The 20,752-nt window shown below is 33.1% G+C and carries 23 protein-coding genes; 1 reads left to right on the forward strand and 22 read right to left on the reverse strand.

What is annotated here, in order from left to right; translation table 11 throughout:
• Positions 1-15 precede the first annotated feature (15 nt).
• The 9 genes from panC to CN946_RS22040 form a co-directional block, all read right to left on the reverse strand.
• Positions 16-861, reverse strand: coding sequence for a pantoate--beta-alanine ligase (panC, locus tag CN946_RS22000; protein ID WP_098862987.1), 846 nt, complete (start codon positions 859-861; stop codon positions 16-18).
• Positions 858-1,700, reverse strand: a complete 843-nt coding sequence (panB, locus tag CN946_RS22005; RefSeq protein ID WP_097978873.1) for a 3-methyl-2-oxobutanoate hydroxymethyltransferase — start codon at positions 1,698-1,700, stop codon at positions 858-860. The genes panC and panB overlap by 4 nt, the downstream gene beginning before the upstream one ends.
• A gap of 379 nt (positions 1,701-2,079) precedes the next feature.
• A complete protein-coding gene (locus tag CN946_RS22010; protein WP_098862988.1) occupies positions 2,080-3,063 on the reverse strand; it encodes a biotin--[acetyl-CoA-carboxylase] ligase in 984 nt (327 codons plus the stop codon).
• On the reverse strand, positions 3,048-4,241 hold the full coding sequence (locus CN946_RS22015; RefSeq protein ID WP_098862989.1) for a CCA tRNA nucleotidyltransferase: 1,194 nt from the start codon (positions 4,239-4,241) through the stop codon (positions 3,048-3,050). Before CN946_RS22015 ends, CN946_RS22010 begins: the two co-directional genes overlap by 16 nt.
• Position 4,242: 1 nt before the next feature.
• Positions 4,243-5,373 carry an N-acetyl-alpha-D-glucosaminyl L-malate synthase BshA gene (gene bshA / locus CN946_RS22020; RefSeq protein WP_098862990.1) on the reverse strand — a complete coding sequence of 377 codons (1,131 nt, stop codon included), beginning with the start codon at positions 5,371-5,373 and terminating at the stop codon, positions 4,243-4,245.
• Between the two features lie 30 nt (positions 5,374-5,403).
• On the reverse strand, positions 5,404-6,105 hold the full coding sequence (bshB1, locus tag CN946_RS22025) for a bacillithiol biosynthesis deacetylase BshB1 (protein WP_141546963.1): 702 nt from the start codon (positions 6,103-6,105) through the stop codon (positions 5,404-5,406).
• Positions 6,106-6,125: 20 nt separating this feature from the next.
• Complete coding sequence (mgsA, locus tag CN946_RS22030; protein WP_098862991.1) at positions 6,126-6,488, reverse strand: methylglyoxal synthase; 363 nt, start codon at positions 6,486-6,488, stop codon at positions 6,126-6,128.
• 15 nt (positions 6,489-6,503) lie between these two features.
• The gene (gene dapB, locus CN946_RS22035) at positions 6,504-7,307 is read right to left on the reverse strand and encodes a 4-hydroxy-tetrahydrodipicolinate reductase (protein WP_098862992.1); all 804 of its coding nucleotides are present in this window, start codon (positions 7,305-7,307) and stop codon (positions 6,504-6,506) included.
• Between the two features lies 1 nt (position 7,308).
• Positions 7,309-7,638, reverse strand: coding sequence for a nucleotide pyrophosphohydrolase (locus CN946_RS22040; RefSeq protein ID WP_049819716.1), 330 nt, complete (start codon positions 7,636-7,638; stop codon positions 7,309-7,311).
• Positions 7,639-7,774: 136 nt separating this feature from the next.
• Between CN946_RS22040 and CN946_RS22045 the strand changes: the two genes are divergently transcribed.
• Positions 7,775-8,647, forward strand: coding sequence for a YitT family protein (locus CN946_RS22045; RefSeq protein WP_098862993.1), 873 nt, complete (start codon positions 7,775-7,777; stop codon positions 8,645-8,647).
• Positions 8,648-8,715: 68 nt separating this feature from the next.
• On the opposite strand, the gene CN946_RS22050 is transcribed toward CN946_RS22045, so the two are convergent.
• From CN946_RS22050 to CN946_RS22110, 13 genes are all read right to left on the reverse strand, one after another.
• Positions 8,716-9,396: a zinc metallopeptidase gene (locus tag CN946_RS22050; RefSeq protein WP_098862994.1), complete on the reverse strand. Its 681-nt coding sequence runs from the start codon at positions 9,394-9,396 to the stop codon at positions 8,716-8,718.
• A 58-nt stretch (positions 9,397-9,454) separates the two neighbouring features.
• Positions 9,455-10,237, reverse strand: a complete 783-nt coding sequence (locus tag CN946_RS22055; protein WP_098862995.1) for a sporulation protein YpjB — start codon at positions 10,235-10,237, stop codon at positions 9,455-9,457.
• Positions 10,238-10,296: 59 nt separating this feature from the next.
• Positions 10,297-10,881 (reverse strand): DUF1405 domain-containing protein, encoded by a 585-nt coding sequence (locus CN946_RS22060; protein WP_098862996.1) that lies wholly within the window; start codon positions 10,879-10,881, stop codon positions 10,297-10,299.
• A 151-nt stretch (positions 10,882-11,032) separates the two neighbouring features.
• Positions 11,033-11,809 carry a menaquinol-cytochrome c reductase cytochrome b/c subunit gene (locus tag CN946_RS22065; RefSeq protein WP_025671404.1) on the reverse strand — a complete coding sequence of 259 codons (777 nt, stop codon included), beginning with the start codon at positions 11,807-11,809 and terminating at the stop codon, positions 11,033-11,035.
• 63 nt (positions 11,810-11,872) lie between these two features.
• Positions 11,873-12,547 (reverse strand): menaquinol-cytochrome c reductase cytochrome b subunit, encoded by a 675-nt coding sequence (gene qcrB / locus CN946_RS22070; RefSeq protein WP_056466653.1) that lies wholly within the window; start codon positions 12,545-12,547, stop codon positions 11,873-11,875.
• 2 nt (positions 12,548-12,549) lie between these two features.
• Positions 12,550-13,053 carry a QcrA and Rieske domain-containing protein gene (locus CN946_RS22075; RefSeq protein ID WP_097978883.1) on the reverse strand — a complete coding sequence of 168 codons (504 nt, stop codon included), beginning with the start codon at positions 13,051-13,053 and terminating at the stop codon, positions 12,550-12,552.
• Between the two features lie 143 nt (positions 13,054-13,196).
• The gene (locus CN946_RS22080) at positions 13,197-13,646 is read right to left on the reverse strand and encodes a DUF2487 family protein (RefSeq protein ID WP_069031874.1); all 450 of its coding nucleotides are present in this window, start codon (positions 13,644-13,646) and stop codon (positions 13,197-13,199) included.
• A gap of 604 nt (positions 13,647-14,250) precedes the next feature.
• Positions 14,251-14,790, reverse strand: coding sequence for a ReoY family proteolytic degradation factor (locus CN946_RS22085; protein ID WP_098862997.1), 540 nt, complete (start codon positions 14,788-14,790; stop codon positions 14,251-14,253).
• A gap of 54 nt (positions 14,791-14,844) precedes the next feature.
• Positions 14,845-16,104, reverse strand: coding sequence for a tetratricopeptide repeat protein (locus CN946_RS22090; protein WP_098862998.1), 1,260 nt, complete (start codon positions 16,102-16,104; stop codon positions 14,845-14,847).
• 17 nt (positions 16,105-16,121) lie between these two features.
• A complete protein-coding gene (gene aroA, locus CN946_RS22095; protein ID WP_098862999.1) occupies positions 16,122-17,405 on the reverse strand; it encodes a 3-phosphoshikimate 1-carboxyvinyltransferase in 1,284 nt (427 codons plus the stop codon).
• A gap of 196 nt (positions 17,406-17,601) precedes the next feature.
• The gene (gene aroB / locus CN946_RS22100; RefSeq protein ID WP_098863000.1) at positions 17,602-18,687 is read right to left on the reverse strand and encodes a 3-dehydroquinate synthase; all 1,086 of its coding nucleotides are present in this window, start codon (positions 18,685-18,687) and stop codon (positions 17,602-17,604) included.
• Positions 18,687-19,856: a chorismate synthase gene (gene aroC / locus CN946_RS22105; RefSeq protein WP_098863001.1), complete on the reverse strand. Its 1,170-nt coding sequence runs from the start codon at positions 19,854-19,856 to the stop codon at positions 18,687-18,689. The genes aroB and aroC overlap by 1 nt, the downstream gene beginning before the upstream one ends.
• A gap of 424 nt (positions 19,857-20,280) precedes the next feature.
• Positions 20,281-20,752 (reverse strand): bifunctional 3-deoxy-7-phosphoheptulonate synthase/chorismate mutase (locus CN946_RS22110; protein WP_141546870.1); only part of this gene is annotated, 472 nt, incomplete at its 5' end.

Here is a 20,752-nt window from a genome sequence, read left to right on the forward strand (position 1 = left end):
CTAATTGTTCAATCCTTAAATAGTAATTAAAATATTATCGATTAAGCGAGCATTAGAAAATTTTACTGCTAACGCAATAATTACTTTTCCATTTATTTTATTTAAAGGCTCTAAATCTGGATAAGAATAAATACTTACGTAGTCTACTGTTCCAGATGTTTCGCTTTGTATTGTAGAAATAATATTTTGTTGCAGTTGATCTGGATTTAAATTCCCATTATTTATATCTTCAACTGCTTTTTGTAAACTTTTATAAAGAACTGGTGCTTCTTGTCTTTCTTTGTCTGTTAAATAGACATTTCTAGAACTTTTAGCTAATCCATCTTCTTCTCTAATAGTTGGAACTGGATTAATTTTTACAGGAATATTAAAGTCTTCAACTAAACCTTCAATTACAGCGACTTGCTGAGCATCCTTTAATCCAAAATAAGCCTGGTCTGGTTGAACAATATTAAATAATTTTGTTACAACTAATGCAACACCATCAAAATGTCCAGGTCTTTTTTCACCACAAAGGACATCTACGCGTTTTGTTACTTTCATTGTTGATTTTAATTCATTTGGATACATTTCTTCAACTGTTGGATAAAAGAGGCAATCTACACCAGCATTTAGTGCAACTTTTTCATCTCTTTCAAAGTCCCTTGGATATCGATCAAAATCTTCATTTGGGCCAAATTGAGTCGGATTAACAAAAATACTTAAAACGACGATTTCATTATTTTTTCTAGCTTCTTCTAATAATGATGCATGACCTTCATGTAAAAAACCCATCGTTGGAACAAATCCAATCGATTTTTCATTTTTTCTATGAATTTTTAATTCATTTCTTAAATCATTTATTGTGTGAAACACTTTCATTGCGAACTTCCCCCGTATAATGCCTTTAACTGTTCTTCTTTCATCGTAAACGAATGTTTAGTATCTGGAAATTGTCTAGTTTTAACTTCTTGAACATATGAAGCAATTGCATTTTCAATTGTTGTAGATACATTTGCATACTGTTTAACAAACTTAGCTACTCGACCAACACCGTATGTTATTAAATCATGGTAAACAAGTACTTGACCATCTGTATCAACACCTGCACCTATTCCTATTGTTGGAATTGAAAGATCCTTAGTAATATCCTTTGCAATTTGCTTTGGTACACATTCAAGTACGATTGCAAAAGCTCCTGCTTCTTCACATTTTTTTGCATCGTTAAACAATTTCATCGCACTTTCAGAGTCACGTGCTTGAACTTTATACCCACCTAATACACCTACTGATTGAGGTGTCAATCCTAGATGAGCTACAACTGGTACTCCCGCGATTGTTAATGCCTTAATTACATCTAAAACATTTTCATCTGCCCCTTCAACCTTAACAGCGTGCGCATCACCCTCTTGCATAATACGACATGCACTACGTAAAGCCTCTTCTTTTGAAAAATGGTAAGACATGAATGGCATATCTGTCACAATAAACGTATTTTTTGCCCCGCGTTTAACAGCTTTTGAGTGATGAATCATGTCATCTACAGTAACCTTAATTGTAGAATCATATCCTAGGACAACATTCCCAAGTGAGTCACCGACTAAAATCATATCTACTTCACTAGCTTCTGCTAATAGTGCTGATGGATAATCATAAGCAGTAATCATGACGATTGGGTCATTGTTTTGTTTCATGTTTAAAAAATCTTTTGTTGTTTTCATCTTTTTTCCTCCTTTTAAATGAGAGGAAATGGGGGCTACAATAAAAAAACTTTGCTCAAAAGAGAACAAAGGAAAATTGTAAACCGTCTCATTCCTCTGTCCCAGTCCTTTTAGGATCAAGGCAGACACATTTTTAGAATTGATTTTTTAAAACCTGGTGTAGTTCTTCTTAGGATACTAAAGTTTGATTGACCCTATTCAGATACCACCCTTGAAGCATCAGCGAAAGTCGCGACCCTTCCACTACAGTTTATAGTAAGAATAGCAATTAAGTAAAGAAAAAACTTGGTATTATTTACAAATATACGTGACAATAATACTGCAAATAAAATAACTCCCTTTCAAATATAAAAAGAGAGTTGTTTTATTTCGTTTTACTTTATTTATTTATCGAAATGTCCGCTGAATAGATTGTATGAACATTACCTAAGTGATCTTCAATCAATAATTGACCTTCATCAGTAATCCCAATGGCATTACCGACAATTTCTTCGGTTAAAGTCGTGGCTTTTATTTGTTTCCCTAACGAAATTGCATAGCTTTCCCATAAAATTTTTATCGGTTTAAATCCTTTTTCTAAAAATATTTCATAGAACTTTTCAAATTCAACTAAAATAGCTTGAATTAAATTAGCTCTCATAAAGGTTTGTCCTTTTTCAATACGTAATGATGTAGCGATATCTGACAGTTCTAATGGGTAATCTTCTTCTACTTGATTTACATTGATGCCAATACCTATGACAACGCTTTTAATGCAATCAGCGTCACCTTGCATTTCAGTTAAGATTCCACAAACTTTTTTATTATTGATTAAAATATCATTTGGCCATTTTATATTGGGATGTAATCCGGTCACTTTTTCAATGGCTGAAGCAATGACTACAGCTGTTAATAATGTTAGCTGAGGTGCTACCCTAGGTGAAATAGCTGGTCTAAGGATAACACTCATTGCTATTGCTTTTCCATCTGAAGTTAACCAGTTTCTTTGTAATCTGCCTCGACCTAATAATTGACGCTCAGCCAAAACAATCGTACCTTCTGGAGCATCATTTAGCACTAATTCATTAGCTATCGTTTGGGTTGAATTAGTTTCTTCTTGGTATACGACATTTCTGCCAAATTTTTTCGTTTCTAAACCAAGTTGAATATCCGTTGGAGTTAATCGATCAGATTTGCCTGTTATTTTATATCCAACCTTCCTAACTGCTTCAACTTCAATTCCCTCATCTTGCAATTCTTTCATGTATTTCCAAATTGCAGTACGTGAAATTCCTAATTGATCACTCAAAAATTGACCTGATAAATATTCTTTACTATTTTCCGTAAATAATTGTATAATTCTTTCTTTTACTTTTGAAGCCAATTTATGAACCACTCCTTAATAGCAAGTTGGTTATTCTCAAGTTGGTTCTCTACTATTTGAAATTCTATTTCACTTAATACTTCTTTCAACCATGGACCACCTTTTAATTGTGACCATTCTAATAAATCATTACCTGTAATACATAGATCTGACTTTGAATAAATCGGTAATTGATTATATAAAGTCTTTAATAAATCCTCATTAAATTCATTTACATCAATATTATCAATGACACACTGTAAACGCTCATATTTTATTGCATCCGGTAATCCAACTTGATATAACTTTGTATTGTTCCATTTAATTTTCGTTTCATTTATCAAATTATAAACCTTTAATATTTGTTTCATGCGATTATTTGACATCTTCCAATTTCTTAAAACCTGTTCTGGGTTGTCAAAATTACATTTATATAATATTAACGCCCAAATCTCTTCAATTGTTTTTAATGATTGAATAGGAAGTTCTAATAGATCATGAATCTGATTTGTATATTCTTTTAAGCTTGGAAGATGATTTATAAGATTTGTTTGTATTAATAGTCCGATGCCTTTTTTAGGTGACTTTCCTAATAACATTTTTTCTATTTCAACCGAAATGCGTTCGATTGCTATATTTTCAATTAAATGTTTATTTGATTTAATTGCGTTAAACGTCTCATCATGTAAACGAAAATCTAATTGGCTTACAAAACGTATACCTCTTAGCATTCTAAGAGCATCTTCTTGAAATCTTTCCTTAGCTTCACCGACACATCTAATTAACCCATCATAAAGATCAATTGTACCATTAAAAGGATCTATTAATTCATTTTTCGTCGTCATAGCAATGGCATTCATTGTAAAATCTCTTCGTTTTAAATCTTCTTCGATTGATTTTACGAATGTAACCTCAGATGGTCTACGAAAATCTTGATATGTTGATTCAGTTCGGAATGTTGTAATCTCATATGACTCACTATTTTGTATAACTAAAACCGTTCCATGCTGTAATCCGGTAGGAACGGTTTTTGGAAATATTGACATAACCTCTTCAGGTAAAGCTGAAGTTGCAATATCAATATCTCCAATTGTTCTATTTAATAATTTATCTCTTACACAACCGCCGACAAAATAGGCCTCGAAACCATTTTTTAATAATTTATCTAATATCGGCTTTGCTTTATCAAAAATTTCCATATTATTTCATTCCTAATAACTCATTATAAATGGATAGATATTGGGAAACGATTTTATTTGATTGAAATCTTTCTTTAACAATTTCAATCGCGCGACTTGATATGCGTTTATATAATTCTTCATCTTGTAATAAGTTCAGTGTATAATAAGCGATTTGTTCAATATCTCCTAGTTCACAAATAAATCCGTTTTCACCATGTTCGATTACTTCTGGAATCCCACCAACTCTAGTACCGATACATGGAACTCCACAAGCCATCGCCTCAAGTAATACTAATCCAAAGCTTTCTTTTGACGAAAGAAGTAATTTTATATCGCTCATTGAAAGTAACTCTTCAACATTCTCTTGCTTTCCTAAAAATAAAACATCATCCTCAATACCAAGCTCTCTTACTAATTTACATAAACTTGAGATTTCCGGACCATCACCAACTAATAGTAACTTGGATGGAATTTCTTTTCTTACTAAGTTAAATACATCTACTACATCTTTTGTTCGTTTAACTTGGCGGAAATTAGAAATATGTATAATGACTTTTTCATGCTCTGGAATCCCGTACTCTGCTTTTAATGCCCGGCAATTTCTTTTGTAATACACTCTTTCATCAATAAAATTATACACAGTTTGTAATTCTTTATCAGGGTTAACTAATTCCTCTGTTTGACGTATTAAATCATTTGAGACCGCAGTTACAACATCTGATTTTTCAATCCCGAACTTAATTAACTCTGTTAAAGATGAGTCATAACCAAGAACAGTTATATCTGTACCATGTAATGTCGTTACAATTTTAATATCATGATGAATCATTTGTTTTGCTAGAACAGCACATATTGCATGCGGAATCGCATAATGTACATGTAAAATATCTAATTTTTCACGGTTTGCAATTTCAGCCATCTTACTCGCCAATGCTAAATCATATGGTGGATATTGAAAAACTGAATATTGATTTACTTCAACTGCATGATAATAAATATTAGGATATACTTTATTTAAACGAAACGGCATACTTGATGAAATAAAATGAATTTCATGTCCTAGTTCTGCTAATAACTTTCCTAGCTCAGTCGCAATCACACCAGAACCGCCTACTGAAGGATAACATGTAATCCCAATTTTTAATTTCATTTTATCTCTCCTAAACTTCTTCATTTCTTCTTAAACTAACCAATCTGCATTTAATAGGAGTGGTCTCTTTGTCATAAAACCTTCCCCATATGGCACTCCAGCTTCTTTCCCAAAAATTTTCTCTCTTGCAATTACGCTATTTACATAGTCGTTTGTTAAAGGCGTAACTACACCATCTGGACCGGGAGTAAATTGACTTTCATATGCTTCTAAAGCTGCCCTTTTGACTTCAATCGTTTCTGAAACATCAACTATAAAATTAGGTCGATGAAACCCATTAATCATATATTGAAAAACGTGTTTTACCTTGTGAGAATCATGATTTGTATTTACGTTAAATTTTCTAATCCCAGATGAAAATACAGCTTCTTCTACTATTTTTGTACAATTACCATGATCAGGATGACGATCCAATTCATATGGCGAGAAAATAATACTAGGCTTCGTCATTCGAATTAAAGCAGCTACTTGTTTAATCGCTTCCTCAGATAAGTATAGCCCCCTATCTGGTAATGATAAATTAAAACGCTTTGAAACCCCTAAAATCTTATCTGCTTCTTCAGCTTCTTTTCTTCTAATAAAAGTATCCCCATTTGATGAGAGTTCCGCTTCAGTTAAATCACAAATAGCAACCTTATAGCCTAACTTAGTAAACTTAGCAATCGTGCCTGCCATTCCAATCTCAACATCATCTGGATGCGCTCCAAATGCTAGTACATCAAAATATTCCACTTATCTCACTCTCTTTCAAACTAACTAAAAAATTTCACAACTGCCTTAGCGGTTTGAATGTTCGTTGCCACCGGGACATGAAAAACATCGCATAGCCTTAATAAAGCATTTACATCTGGTTCATGCGGTTGAGCAGTTAATGGATCCCTAAAAAAGAAAATCGCGTCCATTTTGCCTTTAGCAATTAATGCACCTATTTCTTGATCTCCTCCGAGTGGACCTGATTGAAAACGAAAAACTTTTAAAGTTGTATTTTCCATTACACGAAGTCCTGTAGTACCTGTTGAAAATAGTTCATGCTGCTGAAAAAAAGATTCATTTTCTTGAACGAAAGTTACTAATGCCTCTTTTCTCTTATCGTGAGCAATCAGAGCTATTTTCACTACCTAACACCACCTTTAGTCCATTATATTTTCTAAACCGTAAACTAGCTCAGTAAGCTTCATTACTTCCTCAACGGCTACTTTAACTCCAGACATAAAAGAAGCTCTATTCATTGAATCATGTCGAATTGTTAATAGTTGACCATCTCCACCGAATAAAACTTGTTGATGCGCAACTAAACCAGGTAATCTCACGCTATGAACTCTCATTCCATTTAGTTCAGCACCTCTAGCTCCAGCTTCGGTTTCAACTTCATTTGGATGTCCTTGTACTTTAGCTTCACGAACTTCCTCAATCATTTGAACTGTTTTAAGAGCTGTACCTGAAGGCGCATCTAATTTTTGGTCATGATGTAGCTCAATGATTTCGATATCTTTAAAATATTTCGCTGCCATTGCAGAGAACTTCATCATTAATATAGCACCAATTGCAAAATTTGGCGCAATAATACAACCTAGCTCATTATTTGAAGCTAACTCTTTTAAATCATCAAGCTCCTCTTTTGTAAAACCAGTTGTACCAATTACAGGTCGAATACCATTTTTTAATGCAAAAAATGCATGTTTTTTTCCAACTTCAGGTGTTGTTAAATCAACTAGTACATCAAAACTTTCATTTTCAATACATTGCTCTAATGTTTCATATATTTTTGCTTCACCTTTAAAGCCGGGGCTAACCTTTTGGATTTGTTCTCCACCTAATTTATAATCTACTGCAGCTACCAGGTGAAAATGCTCAGTTCGATCAATTAATTGTAAAGCTTCAATTCCCATTTTACCTCTTGGTCCTGCTAATACTACTCTAATTACTTTTTCCATTTTAAACTTCCTTCCTTGTCCAACGATCTTTATCTCGAGTATTAAACTTCTTCATTACCATATCATGAGCTTCTTGTAGGTCTATATTTAGGCTATTTGCTAAACAAATCATAACAAATAATACATCACCTAATTCTTCTTCAATTAGCTTTTCTTCTTCAGTGCTTTTCTTAGGCTTTTCACCATAGGTATGATTAATTTCTCTAGCTAACTCACCCATTTCTTCAGTTAACCTAGCCATCATTGCTAATGGACTAAAATACCCTTCTTTAAATTGACCTATATATGTATCGACTTCTTTTTGCATTTCTTTCATCGTTTTTTCGTGCATACTAATATCAACTCCTCAATTAAATCTTATCGAATTGACCACTTTTTGACAAATTATATATTATTTTACTTGAAAAAAATACAAGATAAGATAAAAATAAGAGTTTAGGGTAATTTTTAAAGTATGGAGGAAGTATATGATTTTTAAATTGAAGTTACGCAATATCTTATTTATTATTTTAGGTTCTGCAATTTTTTCTTTTGGAATTATGAATATTAATATTCCAAACAATCTAGCTGAAGGTGGCTTTACGGGAATTAACCTAATTCTTTTAGCTGAACTAAATATTCCCGTTTGGATCTCAAACTTAGCCTTAAACATCCCTTTATTTTTTATTGGTTGGCGATTACTTGGAACAGTGACAATGCTTTATACAATCATCGGAACTGTTGCAGTCTCTTTTTTCTTAAAATTATTTGAGAAATTTACTTTCAATATAGATGTTCATGGCGATTTAATGTTAGCTTCATTATTTGCAGGTGTATTTATTGGAGTAGGTTTAGGAATTATTTTTAGATTTGGTGGAACTACTGGTGGTGTCGATATCATCGCTCGTTTAGCATATAAATACAAAGGTATTAATATGGGGAAAACGATGTTTATTTTTGACTTTGTTGTCATTACGCTTTCACTTTTAACTTACTTAAAAGCATATGAAGCAATGTATACTCTAGTTGCAGTTTTTGTCGGAGCAAGAATTATTGATTTTATGCAAGAAGGTGCATACGCTGCTCGTGGAGCAAATATTATTTCTGAGAAAAATGATTTAATTGCCGCTCGAATTATGAAAGAAATGGAACGAGGCGCAACTTATTTAAAAGCAACTGGAACATTTACTGGAGAAAGCAAAGACGTTTTATTTTGTGTCGTACCAAAAAACGAATTAGTTCATTTAAAAAACATTATTCAGGATATCGATCCACACGCTTTTGTAGCCGTTACAGAAGTGCATGATGTACTAGGTGAGGGCTTTACATTAGATGAAAATAAAGTCCCTCTTCACCCTTAATTATTAACTGAAACAAAAAGAGGTTCTTGGCATTGATTGCCAGAACCTCTTTTTATTTTATATTGATATTAATCATCACTACGTGACATACCAGTATAAATTAAAATTAATCTTAATAATTCTGCAACGGCTACTGCTGCCGCTGCAACATATGTTAATGCCGCTGCGTTTAATACACGTTTTGCATAAACATGCTCATTTGAATTGATAATCCCCAAAGTCGTAATCTGTTTTAAGGCTCTATTTGAGGCATTAAATTCAACAGGAAGTGTAACAACTTGGAACAATACACCTAGTGCTAATAATACTATTCCTATTAAAAATGCACCAGATAGACGAGAAAACATACCAATTAAAATAAATATATAAGAAAAATTGGAACTGAAATTTGCAACAGGTACTAATGAATGACGGAATCTTAAAAAGCTATAGTCATTCGCATCTTGAATTGCATGTCCTACTTCATGAGCAGCAACTGCAGTTCCTGCAACAGAATATCCATGATAATTTTCAGTTGATAATCTTACGACTTTTGCACGTGGATCATAATGGTCAGATAAATATCCTCGAGTTTCCTCTACTGCCACATTGTATAATCCATTTTCGTTTAAAATTTTTCTCGCTACTTCTGCACCCGTTAAATGTGATGTAGAACCAACTTGAGAATACTTTCTAAAAGTTGATTTAACCTTCATTTGTGCATATATAGGTACAATCAACAAAATTAAAAAGTAAATTAAATAACTCATTGTAATTCCTCCAAGGAGTGTGATTTTACGATATTGTAATAACTTTTAGAGAAATTTGTCAATCATTATGTTCTCTTCTTTTTTTGTTCTTATTTCGATCACCTATATATTTTCTCCAACCGACATAACTTAATGTACCGACAATAATGATCCCTGTTGTAAATATTGTCCAAATAGAAACAGGTGGAATAATTGAATTACCTTGATCAAAAATGAATAATAATTCACTTTTTGTCTCATCCAACTTTTGTTGAAAAGCCGGTATAGATTCTTGGTTAATACGATAATCATCTAAAAACGAAACAAGTGAATTTATTTTTTTTACTTCATCATAAGGAAGATCCATGATTAGACTTGGATAAATTATCTCAAATTGGTGTAAGAATTGATTTAATTGCGTTTCATATGCTTCAGAATTACCCCGTTTATATGCTGACTCCATATTCTGTAGTGGAGTCATAACCGACTTTTTCATTTCCTTCCACATCGGCTGCATAGTCGTTTCTCCAGCATCAATCAACAATCTCAAACCAAGTACATCGGCAATTTTTTCTTGTGGATCAATTCCATCATTTGTTAAGGAAACAAGTGCATTTTGAAAAGTAACTGAAATCGTTTCTAACTCCTTTGGTGTGAAATCCTTATTCTTTTTTGCTGAAGCCATATACTTTGATTCTAATTGTTCCAATAAATTAGCGCCATGAATATAATCGCCGTCTTGTACTAAAGAGAGCGATTGTTCAATTAGTGAAGTTTCTTGATCTATTTTAGCGTACCCTTTTACGGTATTAAATGAAAAGAAAATAAAAAAAACGCTTATCCCCGCAATTAATTTTTTCATCAAACCCCTCCCTCATAACTACTAATAATTATGAGAGAAAGGACAAGATTAGAACTTGTTCAAGTACGAGTTCTATTTTTAAAAATTAACTGGTAATAAGCGATTAAAATAACAAATATTGTTAACCAAAATGTAATTAAAGCAATCCAAATTCTGTAATCAGAAAGCATATAGTATTCTGGCATTGTTCCAAAAACATAGTCTAAAATTAGATCTTGTAAGATCCAAATACTTGCAATAGTCAAGTGCCATTTTTTAACTTTAAATGTCGGTGCATACAAAACAGCCTGGATTGCCATAGCCCCATGCGAAAAAATTAATAAGTATGCAATCGCATCAAGTCCACCTGATAAATATAGAACCATTCCATTCATTAAAACTGCCCATATTCCATATTTCATCAAGCTTACATATGCTAGTGCCTCTATTAATCCATTCCGTTTATTTAGGATGAACAGTAGCAATACAATACAAAAAAATAATGATGCAGTGGGACTATCAGGAACAAATATTTTTAACCAACCAGCAGTATAATCAAGTTGAGATTTATACCAATAGTATCCATAGATTGTTCCAAGTACATTTACTATAAATAAAGCAATTAAGTTAGGTTTTAGCCGTAGCATACTGTAGAGTATGTTCACTATTTCACTTCATCTCACTTTCGCTGTGGAGATTTTATAAATTTATAACACAAAGTTCACAATTTATATGTATCATCACATTTTTTACATGTTATTATTTCAGTATACAATACAACATAAAAAAAGAGTCGAAAATTCGACTCTCTTTTAATTACTCTGTTTTACCTGCTTTTGAAACGAATTCAGCTAGCACTTTAAGTTCTGCGTCAGTACCTTTAAATACGCCAGATGGCATCGCTTTTCGACCGTTTCTTGCGATATGAGCGATTTCTTCAGGTTTTAAACCATTATTTTGAAGACTTGGAGCTGCTGCGCCACCTTCAAGATTATCGCCATGACAAGATACACAAGTATTTTTTTGCAATAGTTTATATGCTGGATCTTCTTTATTTAATTCAACAAAAGTACGGATTTTACCTTGTTCTTTTTGTTTTTTCCAGTCATGGTGAGCTGCAGCTTCCCATGTTAAATAAATTACACCAGATAAAGCTAATAACATAAAGCCAGTAGCTAATGGACGTTTAATTGGTTTTCTATGTGGACTACTATCTAAGAATGGCGCTAATAATAAGCCACCAAATGCTAATCCAGGAATTACGAAAGCACCAATTACGTTATAGTCACCAGAAGCATAGCTATATTTTAAGAATTGATATAAGAATAAGAAATACCAGTCTGGTAATGGCGTATAGCCAGTATCAGTTGGGTCTGCAACCCTCTCAAGTGGAGATGGATGTGCAATTGTTAATGTTAAGTATCCAATTAAGAAAACTGCTCCTACCATCCATTCTTTTAATAAGAAGTTTGGCCAGAATGCTTCAGTTTTACCAGGATATTCTGAATAATCCTTTGGTACATTAGGTTTACGACCTGCCATTGCAGGTACACGTGAGTCACCTACAAATTTCATTCCTTTACCGCGATGCATGTTCTCCCTCCTTTATTTCGACACACTTTAGTCATTTTTTACTAAAGCCCCATGCACTAAATCTTATAGTGGACCTGAAATACCTTGCTTACGAATAATTAAGAAATGGGCACCCATAAGAGCAAGTAAAGCACCAGGTAAGAAGAATACATGGATTGCGAAGAAACGAGTTAATGTTTGTGCACCGATGATTTCCGGATTACCTGCAATTAACGTTTTCACTTGCTTACCAATAAATGGTGTTTGTTCAGCAATTTGCAGACCTACTTTAGTCGCAAATAACGCTTTCATATCCCAAGGTAATAAATATCCTGTAAAGCCTAATCCAAGCATTACGAAGAAGATTAAAACCCCTACAACCCAGTTAAGCTCACGAGGCTTTTTATATGCGCCTTGGAAGAATACACGTAAAGTATGTAAAAACATCATAACAATTACTAAACTTGCACCCCAGTGATGCATACCACGAACGATTTGTCCGTATGCAACGTTGTTTTGTAAGTAATAAACTGATTCCCATGCATTTTTGATATCTGGAACATAGTACATTGTTAAGAACATTCCAGATAAAATTTGAATTACTGTAACGAAAAATGTTAATCCACCGAAGCAATATACGAATGCTGAAAAATGGTGTGCTGGATTAACGTGTTCTGGTACTTCATGATCAGCGATATCTCTCCAAAGAGGCGTAATTTCTAATCGCTCATCTACCCAGTCGTAAATTTTGTTAAGCACGATTATTTACCTCCTGTATTTGGTTGTAGTTTACCAAGATAGAAAGAATCACCTTTCACTTTTACTGCATAGTTGTCTAGTGGACCAAGCGGTGGTGTACCTTTAATGTTTTTACCATCCTTATGGTAACGACCGCCATGACATGGACAGAAGAATTGATTTGGAAAATCTTTATTGTCGTTCCAACCAACTGTACAGCCTAAATGCTTACAAGTAGGTGATAACGCAACGATGTCTCCATTTGAATTCTTGTACACCCATGCAATGTGTGACGCGTCAGATTTAACCCAACCATCTACCTGCTTAACTTTAAAGTCAAAGCGTTTTGGGTCAGTCGTTAAATCTTTAACTAGTCCAACTTGCACCATTGCTCCAGCTTCTTCTTTTTGTAAAACTGGGTCAATGGCAAAACGAGCCAATGGCATTAGCATTCCTGCCGCCATAAAGCCGCCTACACCTGTTAAAGTGTAGTTTAAAAACTGGCGTCTTGAAACCTTTTCACTCATGAAAATTCCCCCCTCTATCACAAGTACTCCTGTACGGACAACAGCTATAATAATAAAACTAGGACACTTTCATAATATAATAACAAATTTAGAAGGTCAATAATATCCTAATAATAATCATAGTAATAATGTTGTTTTTATTTTTATCCCCATATTTTAGAAAATAATGCATTTATGTGAGATAATTGTTTATCTACTATTACGCGTTGTGATGATTCATCTAAGCTATTGATGTTTAAATTAGGTAACCAAATTAATGATTCATCCATTTCAGCTTCTGACTGTCTCCAATCAAAATCACATGTTAAATAAAAAACATGCTTAATCCCACTAGCTTTAAACTCTTCATTCCAAGCTTTTAATCGGCTTATTTTATTTGATTCTTCAGGTAAATAAGTAAATTCCGGTGCGATCACAACTCTGCCTTTATATGTACGTTCAAGTTCCGAAGTAAGTATTATTAGGTCCTCTCTTTGCTCAGCTAGACCAATATTTTCTTTTTTCAAAGAAACAGGACAAAGTGGAATAATGATCGTATCGATGTATTCCAAATTCTCAATAACTTGATTTAATTCATTAGTTGTCCATTTCATCAAAATTACCTCTTTCTATTAAAATAATTTATTTATAATTGTGAAATTTTTGTGAACAAATTTCTATTTTCCATTTAACCATACATTACTATTTTAAAAAAGAAAAAAAGCCCGCTAATAAAGGATTTTTCAGTCAACTGAGAGGGATCTTTGTATTCAATTCAGAATTCCCATAAATAGTTTACAGATGAACATAAAAAAATTATGAATTTAGTTGAACTCCGATCTATTACGATGCAAATATGAGATCAATCAGTATTCTAAGAATTTTTCTATGTTAAGTGAATTTTTTACTAATTTTTTTATATGAGTATTTTTTTATGTGTAATTTGCTAATCCTAAGTTTACATACCGTAAATTTTTAACTTTTAAAACTTGATTGAAACGCTCGACACCTGTTGAATTCACCAGAAGTCTAAAAACCTACAAGGAATGCATCTGATAATTAAGATCATGAATATGGACACACTTAAAAGAGAGAGTGCTAAAATGGAAATTAACCCCACATATCTTATTTAACAATAAAATTTAATTATGTTCAATTAGCAAATACCTTTTCAACAGTAAAAAAGCCCCCATAATGAGGACTTTTTTCAGTTTTACATTAAGTTAATGAATTCAGTTGCTTAGTTAATTCTTGGAAAAGCTTTTTGTCTTGTTTATCTAGAGCTTCGTCAATCATTGTCATCAATCTGTCTTTTTGGAAATTAATAATTGAATCTGATAATAGCTTTTCAGCAATTACGCGGTCTTTTTCGTTACTATTTAAGTTTTTTGGTATATGTGGGTTCTCTTCTAAAACTGAAACAAACATCGGATATTGAAAAGAAGATTTAAAATTGAGCTGGATATAAATATCCTCATCCCTATTTAGTCGAATATCGTGAAAAGATTTCTCTGCATCAGTCGTCATAACATTTTGTTTATAAAAATGAAATGGGACTTCTTTAACACAGTTTGTCGACATCACTAACCCGCGTGGACAATATTTAGACTGTTCTACGAAATGAACCTTTTTCATTAAATAATCATGGCTCATTAGGTAATTTAAAATCCAAACACATTCTCTTTGCTTTAACTGAAAATTACTTAGAAACCACTTAACAAAATCTTTCTTCTCATTCACAGATACAGGGGTTGCCATTATTAAATCCCTCCTCTGTCCTTAAAATTTGTCCCCTTTTCTGAATAAAGAAAACTACAGAATTTCATTTATTCTTTCAAGACGCTCTCTTACCTCTTCCTGTAGATACTCATCGTCTACAAGTTTACTGTAAACCTCTTTTGCTTCTTGTACTAAGCCTTCTTCAAACAATAGGTCTCCGTATTCCTTTAAGAAGGAAATTTCCTGGTTAAAGTCATTATATGCTAGACGATATTGATTTAATGCCAATTCATAATTTTCATTTCCATAATATGCTTTGCCTAGGTCCCAATTAAAATTAGGATCTGAAGCTCCATGCTCAATTGCTAGTTCAATTGTACTAATTATGTCATCGAAATCTTCCTCTTCGAAAAGAATTCCGACTAATAACTGAACTGCCTCAATTAGCGAAGGATCATAAATTAATGCTTCCTGTATATGTTTTTTAGTTGCAGCTAAATTCTTCATTTTACGAGCTAATTTTGCTGCTGATAAAAGGCATTCTACATTTGTTTCATCAACAAGTAAAGCTTTTTGTAATATATCATAACCTTCTTCAAATTGGCCTTCAAGATCATGTGCTTTACTTAGCCATAAATGTGCTACCAAATATTCAGGATCAAAGAAGATTGCTTCTTCGAATACTGGAATAGAGGCTGCATAGCGTTCAGCTTGAAATAGCGTAATACCATATCCTAATAGTGTATGGAAGTCCTTTACTTTCTGAATTCCTTTTTCATAATAGGAAATTGCATCTTCCCATTCACCTTCAGCACTTAAACATTCAGCAAGTCTTAAATCTTTATTTACTCCACTCACTTCAATTTCTTGATTAGTAAGTTTTTCGTAAAATGGAATTGCTTTTTTATAATCATATTTACTAAAATAATACTCCCCTAATGCAAAATCTACTACAGGTTCATTCGGTAAAATTCTTTTTGCTTCAAATAATTTTTGTTCAGCTACTTCATCAAGACCCTGAACTTGATATAGATCAGCCATTAATAAAAGTGCTTGAACTCGACTTTCACTATCATCTTTTATGGCAAGTAAAATTTCTAAAGCGTCGTCTTCTAAATCAAGATCCAACAATATTTCTGCATACATTATTTTAAGATCATCGTCGTCATCATATAAGTAAACTAAATCTTCAATGATATTTTTCGCATCTTCCACAAATCCTAATGATTGAAAAAGAACTGCTGCTTCGTATTTTTCTTCATCGTTAGCAGTTTTTAAATTCTTTCTTAATAAATCTAATCCCTTTTCAGTATGACCGTTCTCTATTAACTGAACAGCTTCGTATAAACTCATTCTTACACCTCATATGACTACTTAATTAATTCATTTAATTGCTCTTTAAAGTTCGGAAAAGATACAGCTATACATTCTGTATTTTCAATAATTGTATCACCTTTAGCAAGTAATGCAGCAATTGAAAGCATCATTCCCATTCGATGATCTCCATGTGAATTTACATTAGCACCTATTAAAGAACTATTCCCTTGTATAATCATACCATCTTTTGTTGCTTCAATGCTTACACCAAGATTTGTAAGTTCTGTTACAACAGTCTGGATACGATCCGTTTCCTTTACTCTTAACTCTTCAGCATCCTTAATAATGGTCTCTCCATCTGCTAAAGCTGCTGCTAAGGCCAAGATTGGTAACTCATCGATACATGTAGGAATTTCAGCCCCACCGATTACAGTTGATTTTAAATTGGATGATTTCACTCGAATATTCGCAATTGGTTCGCCGTTTACAACTTTTTGATTTTCTAATGTTATATTAGCGCCCATTCTTTCTAAAACAGTTAATATCCCTGTTCTAGTAGGGTTTACCCCTACATTTTTTAACAATATTTCGCTATTAGGAACAATCGAACCTGCTACTAAGAAAAATGCAGCTGATGAAATGTCCCCTGGTACAATAACATCTGTTGCAGTTAATTCTTGGTTTCCATGAATCGAGACTTTGTTTCCATCTACTACTAACTCACAACCAAATGCCTTTAGCATTCTTTCAGTATGATCACGAGACTTTTCTGGTTCAGTCACAGTCGTTGTACCTTTTGTGAATAAACCAGCTAATAAAATTGAAGATTTAACTTGTGCACTTGAAACAGGAGAAGCATAAGAAATACTATTCAGTGAACCTCCTCTAATAGAAATAGGTGTATATGTAGCTTCTTCACGTCCATCTATAGAAGTTCCCATCATTTTTAAAGGTTTTGTCACTCGTTTCATTGGTCTTTTACCAATAGATCCATCACCAATAATAACCGAATGGAAAGGTAAACCACTTAATATTCCCATCATTAATCTTGCTGTTGTTCCCGAATTTCCTACATCAAGTACTTCATGTGCCTCTTTTAGTCCTTCAATTCCTTTACCATAAACAACTACTTCATCTTCTGATACTTTGATTTGTACACCTAATTTTCTAAAACACGCAATCGTACTTAAACAATCTTCACCTAATAGAAAGTTAGTAATCTTTGTAGTCCCTTTCGCTAATGATCCAAACATAATTGCTCTATGAGATATTGATTTATCTCCTGGAATTGTCACATCACCAACTAATCGGATTTTTTCTAACTGGGAATTTTTCATCATAGTCACCTTATCTAACCTTTCTATATGTATTTACATTCCATTTTTTATTAAATCAAACCTTTTTTTTCTCTGAAATTCTATTCGACGAATTGTCCTATGTTTTTCATTTCCAATGATTAAGTTAGCCTAATTTAGAAAAAGAAAATGATATTTTGATTTAACATTTGATCAAAACACCATTTTCAGGTAAGTATTATGAAATTAATTGTTTTAAAAAACGATCTAAATTTTCTTTTATAAAGTCTTCCTCTAATTCACAAATCACTGGATTTCCAAAACTTTTTAAAATAATATATTTTATTTTCAGATCGATATTTTTCTTATCTTGTTTCATTAGATTGATAATTGGTTCTAATTCTAAATTAGAATAAACAGGATAATTCAATCGATTATACCAATTTAATATCTCATTAAATTTCAAATCAACCTTAAAGAAGTGTTCACTTAAATAGATTGAAAATAGCGTTCCAAATGCAATTGCCTCACCATGAGTTGTTTTAGCATAACCTAAATAAGCTTCAATTGCATGCCCAAGTGTATGGCCTAAGTTTAAAAATGCTCTTTCACCAGTTTCTCTTTCGTCCTTGGATACAATTTCATTTTTTACACTTATTCCCATTGTCACACATTTTTCAACTAACTCATCATCTAACTCTTCAAGTGAAAGAATATGATCCATTAACCAATTCAAATTGTCGTTAGAAGAAATCATAGCTTCCTTACTAATTTCAGCAAAACCTGATCTCCATTCCTCTATTGGCAAAGTAGTTAAAAAGCTTAATTCATACAATACTAATTCCGGTTGATAAAATGCGCCAACTATATTTTTAGCTTTTGGTAGGTTTATAGCTACTTTACCACCTATTGCACTATCGTGGGCTAGTAAAGTAGTAGGTAATTGGATAAAACGAATACCACGCATATAAGTAGCAGCAACAAATCCTGCTAAATCACCAACTACTCCCCCACCTAAAGCAATTATTAAACTATTACGATCTAATTGGACATCAAAACAATAGGTTAAACAATTTTCGTATATTGCAAAACTCTTACTTTTTTCACCATGTGGAATGATAAAGTGTTCAACATTATTTGTTTTACTACAATTTAGTAGTACTTTTTCTAAATAAAGTGGAGCAACTTGATCATCTGTAATGATTAGTATTTTGGAAACTTTAGGGACTAAGTTGTCCAACTTTGACTGCAGTTCACTCAATACTCCAAACCCTATACAAACATCGTATTGTTTAGAGCTTGTATTTACAGTTATCAAATTCATTAGAAATTCCTCGCATACTCACGGAAATCTTCAATATTACGTTTTAAACGCTCAAGTTGATCGGATTCAAATTGTTCAATAATTGCTTTTGCAACTTCCCAAGCAACAATATGCTCTGCTACGACACTGGCTGCAGGAACAGCACAGCTATCAGAACGTTCGATACTTGCTTCATAAACTTCCTTTGTTTCAATATCAACGCTCTTTAACGGCTTGTAAAGCGTTGGGATAGGCTTCATTACTGCTCGAACAACAATTGGCATACCAGTTGTCATTCCGCCCTCAAAACCGCCAGCACGGTTCGATAATCGGTAGTAGCCTTGTTCTTCTGAATAGGCAATCTCATCATGAACTTCACTCCCTGGTAAGGAGCCAGTTTCAAACCCGATGCCGAATTCTACACCTTTAAAGGCATTAATGCTTACGATTGCACCTGCAATTTTTGAATCTAGCTTTCTGTCATAATGAACGTAGCTACCAACACCAGCTGGCATACCTTCAACAACAACTTCTACAATCCCACCAACTGAATCTCCTTTTTGTTTTGCATCATCAATTAATGATTTCATATTTTCTGTAGCTTCAGCGTCTATACATCTTACTTCTGAGTTTTCAGCTCTATTATGTAAGTCTTCTACATTTTTATAGTCTAGACTTTTTGCTTTAACTCCACCAATTTCAATAACATGGCTTGCAATTGTGATTCCTAGCTCACTCAACAATTTTTTTGCCACCGCTCCAGCTGCAACACGTACAGTCGTTTCACGAGCTGAAGATCGCTCTAAAACATTCCGTACATCTCTAAAACCATATTTTATAGCTCCATTTAAATCGGCATGCCCTGGTCGTGGTTTTGTAATGCTTCTTTTTCCTTCGTATTCTAGATTGTCCAAAGGTTCAGGACCCATAATATTAGTCCAATGTTTAAAGTCGTTATTTTCAACAACTAATGCGATAGGAGAGCCTAATGTATAACCATGTCGAACACCGCTTGTAATTTGAGCAGTATCCTTTTCTATTTGCATTCTTCGCCCTCTTCCATATCCACCTTGACGTCTACGAAGTTCAACATTTATTTCTTCTGCTAAAATTGGTAAGCCTGCTGGAACGCCTTCAATAATTGTAGTTAATTGTGGACCATGTGATTCACCAGCTGTTAAATAACGCATGTCAACACCTTCTCTTTATGTAAGTTTAAAATTATTTAGTTATTACTATAGCACAACCTATTCTGAATTTAATATAAAAAGAGAGCCATATCCGGGCACTTTTTTGATTTTTTTGCAAAAAAATGAATTATTCAGTAGAAAAACTTAATTTTTTAGCATTTGATTGTGCAATCATTTTATCAATATTTCAAAACAAGAATAAATGATTAGATGAGCCTTCTTGGCACAGTCTTTAAGCTGTACCGAGATTTCATCCAACACTTGAATTCTTTTACTTATTTTAAATTGCTTTTATCATATTCAATTATTTTTCGTCACGAACTATTCTCATTACTAAGGCATTTGAGTCTCCGATTAATCTTGCACCATTTATAAGGTCGTTTTTTCAAAGCATTCACTGCCATTTTTTATTAGATAATTTTACTTATGATTGAAGCTTTGCACGGAAGTCTTTTAACTCAAACATAAATTCTTCAAATTGTGGGATATTCATTTGTTGAGCTGAATCTGATAAAGCAACTGCTGGATCTGGATGTACTTCAGCCATTACTGCATCTGCTCCAATTGCTAATGCTGCTTTAGCTGTCGGTAATAGTAAGTCCTTACGACCAGTAGAATGTGTAACATCTACAACAACTGGTAAATGTGTTTCTTTCTTCAGAATAGGTACTGCTGAGATATCTAACGTATTTCTTGTAGCTTTCTCGTAAGTACGAATTCCTCTTTCACAAAGAATAATTTGGTCATTTCCTTGCGAGATAATGTATTCTGCTGCATTAATAAATTCTTCAATTGTTGCTGATAGTCCACGTTTTAATAATACAGGTTTATTTACTTGACCAACCGTTTTCAGTAAATCAAAGTTTTGCATATTCCGTGCACCAATTTGAATTACA

This window comes from Bacillus sp. AFS053548 (assembly GCF_002575105.1).
Classification (GTDB): domain Bacteria; phylum Bacillota; class Bacilli; order Bacillales; family Bacillaceae_G; genus Gottfriedia.